Raw genomic sequence first — 3,476 nt, forward strand, 5'->3', positions numbered from 1 at the left:
GGTATTGATGGAAAATAAAGCGGGTTTTACCGACCACCACTTTTTTACAAATGAAGAAGGCACAAGCCTTTCTGATAGGTTTTCAGCAATCCTTCAGAACAATACAAAAGAGTTTGATGTAATAGTTGGCTACTTTTATATAACAGGCTTTTACAAATTATGGAAGTCTCTCGAAAATGTTGATAAAATCCGCATAATCATAGGAATGGGAACCGATGAAGAAACGCTCCTTCTTTCTAAGGCATCTGATATCGAGGGAAGTAATGCGCTAAGAGAAAAAATAAGAGACAAAATTATAAAGGAGTTTGAGCATGCAGATACTTCTTTTGATATCGACGAAGGTATAAATCGCTTTATTGAATATGTAATTCAAAACAAACTTGAAATTCGTGGATACCCAAGCCAAAAACTTCATGCCAAAGTTTATATAATGATTAAAAGAGAAGGCTCCGAGGATTATGGCAAAGTGATAACTGGCTCAAGCAATTTTACTGTTGCAGGCTTGCAAGATAACCTCGAGTTTAATGTTGAACTAAAAGATTATGCAGATGTGAAATTTGCAAAAGATAAGTTTGAGGAACTATGGGAGAAAAGCATCCCCCTTAATGAGGACTTTATCAAAACCATAAAGGAAAACACCTACATCAAGAGAATCACTCCATATGAACTTTATTTAAAGACCCTTTACGAATATTTTGAGGAGAGAATCGATTTCGACCTTGAGGATATCGACCTCCCCGAAGGATACAAAAAATTCCGATTTCAGATGGAGGCAGTCCTCCAACTAAAGCAAAAACTTGAAGAGCATGGCGGCGTTTTCTTGAGCGATGTTGTTGGTCTTGGAAAAACTGTTGTTGCATCTTTACTCTCTAAAGAGATGCTTGACAACCACCCGCTTGTTGTCTGTCCACCAGGGCTTACCGATTACTGGGAAAAGACGATGGAGGATTTTGGTGTTTATCCAAAGGTTATATCGGCAGGTTTGCTTTCCTCGGATAATTTCGATCCAGGTGATTATAGAAAGTTTAAACTCATATTCGTTGATGAGGCGCACCGTTTTAGAAACGAATTAAACAAAAGTTACGAGAAGATGCACGAGTTATGCAGCGGCAAAAAAGTCGTGCTTATCTCTGCAACTCCACTCAACAATCGACCAGAAGACATTGCAAATCAGATTTATCTTTTTCAGGACAAATTCAACAGCACAATCCCTGGCATTAAAAACTTGAAGAAGTTTTTTGATCATATTAAGGACCGGTTTGAAGAAATAAAGGAAAGGCAAAGGCAAAACAGTATCTCTCAAAATGAGTTTGAGAATTTATCAAATGAAATTTCAAAAGAGATTCGTGAAAAAGTTTTAAACCACATAATGGTTCGCAGGACAAGAAAAGACATCCTTAAATACTTTAAAGACGATTTCGAAAAACAAGGGCTCAAATTCCCCGAAGTTGATGATCCGAAACCCATATTTTACGAGTTGGATGATCATCTTAGTGCACTCTTTGAAGAAAGCGTTAAACTTATTGCTTCAAACGACAATAGAACAAGGCTTGAATATGCTGCCTATATGCCTTTTCGTTATATAAATTCGAAAGGTATTAATGAGCTCATAAAAAGTGGAAAATTTGATGATAATAAAATCGAATTCCAGAAGCAGGCAGAAGGTTATCTTGCAGGTTTAATGAAAGTCCTGTATTTAAAGCGCCTCGATAGTTCATTTGATGCCTTTAAAAAAAGCCTTAAGAATTTAATAGATCGTTACGATTTGCTTTTAAAAAAATATGATAATGATGGCTTGGTGCTTTATGCAAACACTGACAAAGTTATCCAGAGGTTGAACAATAAAGAAATAGATGAAGAGGAGTTAAAAGAGATTATAGAAGAAAACTCCCTTGACAAGGACTATTTTGATAAAACATATAGAGATGCACTCGAGAAGGATAAATCTCGGCTTGAAGAACTTCTTCGTAAATGGGAGCGTATTAATTATGACCCAAAAATCGACAAAATAAAATCACTTCTTGAGAACGATCCTATATTGAGCAAAGAAAAGATAATCATTTTTACCGAATTTGAAGACACGCTTGATTATCTTGAAAGAAAACTTAGCGAGGTCGAGTCCTTAAAGGGCAAGTTCGTTGCAGTAAGTTCAAAAACAAAGTCAAAACAGTTTGACGAGGCGATAAGAAATTTTGATAGGAGGCACAAGTATCACGAAGATAGGTATAGAATTCTCATAGGAACTGATGTGCTTTCTGAGGGCTTAAACCTTGATGATGCAAAGGCGATAGTTAACTTTGATATTCCATGGAATCCGACACGAATAATCCAGCGATTTGGAAGGATAAACAGAATCGATACGCCCGGCAAAATCTATATTTATAACTTTTTCCCTGCAGACAAAACCGAAAAGGAAATTCACCTTAGGGTTGCGGCAGAAAGGAAAATTGCTATTTTTATTAATACCCTTGGATCAGATTCAAAATATCTTACAGAACTTGACCCAAGCAATCCTTCTGGCATATTCACCTTGATGAACAGCAAAAACATACTTGATGAATTTGATAAAGAAGAAGAGGATGTAGAACTGAAATATCTAAACTTCATAAGAAAAATTCGTGATGAAAATAGGGATCTTTACGAAAAAATTAAGTCTTTGCCTTTGAAATTGCGTGCTGCAAGAAAGGGCGAAGATGACAAAGTTATTACATTTTTTAAGATTGGGAAACTCCCCAAATTCTATCTTGCAGATGCTAACGGATCCCTGGAACTTGCGCCAGTCGATGCGCTAAAGCAAATAGAGTGCAAAGAGAATGAGCCACCTCTTGAAGTTAAGTCTTTCTTCTATGATATGTTCAATAAAAATTACAAGGCATTTGAAGAATTTCTTAAAAAGGAAGAGGCAAGTTCCTTTGGAATGAATCTAAGCCCCACCGAGAAAAAGTTTCTTATGGAAGTTAAGAAAATTGAGGAAAGTATAGAAGAAAATTCCGATAAGAATTACATATCTGATCTTATTAATGCTGTAAAATCAGGTGGTTTGAGTAAGTCTAAAATCAAAAATGCAAATAATGAAATAGCAAAGGTGGAAGATAACAAAAAGAAATTGCAAATCCTTAAAAAGCTTCTTACTCCTGATTATGTTTATAGTGCGCTTCCTACAAGAGAAAATAATAGGGTTCGAAAAGTTATACTTTCATGTGTCTTTGAGAAGGAGGAGAAATGAACGACTTACTTGAAAAAACTCTCAAAAGTGAATACAGTAGAGAAAATTTTATTCACCTATCAAACCATATTTTCAAAAATTTTGATAAGAAGGAGATTGATTATTCTGAAGATTTCTTATCAAGTGAGGAGCGTGCAAAGGTCGAATCTTTTACTCTCTTGGGCACAGCAAAAGTTGATGGAAAAGATCTCCATGTTATTGAAGTCGAATTAAAAAGTGATGTTGAGTCGTCGCCAGTTTTTCAAAGGAA

Annotated in this window: 2 protein-coding genes; both read left to right on the forward strand. The window is 35.6% G+C overall.

What is annotated here, in order from left to right:
* The first annotated feature begins 7 nt into the window (after positions 1–7).
* Positions 8–3,226 (forward strand): hypothetical protein, encoded by a 3,219-nt coding sequence (locus JHC30_01260; GenBank protein MCI4462782.1) that lies wholly within the window; start codon positions 8–10, stop codon positions 3,224–3,226.
* A partial coding sequence (locus JHC30_01265) for a hypothetical protein (GenBank protein ID MCI4462783.1) occupies positions 3,223–3,476 on the forward strand: 254 nt, incomplete at its 3' end. The genes JHC30_01260 and JHC30_01265, both read left to right, overlap by 4 nt.

It is taken from the genome of Caldisericum sp., assembly GCA_022759145.1.
In the GTDB taxonomy this organism is placed as follows: Bacteria; Caldisericota; Caldisericia; order Caldisericales; family Caldisericaceae; genus Caldisericum.

Coding starts and splice junctions, on each gene's coding strand:
- JHC30_01260 (MCI4462782.1), top strand. CDS start 8: ATGGAAAATAAAGCGGGTTTTACCGACCACCACTTTTTTACAAATGAA.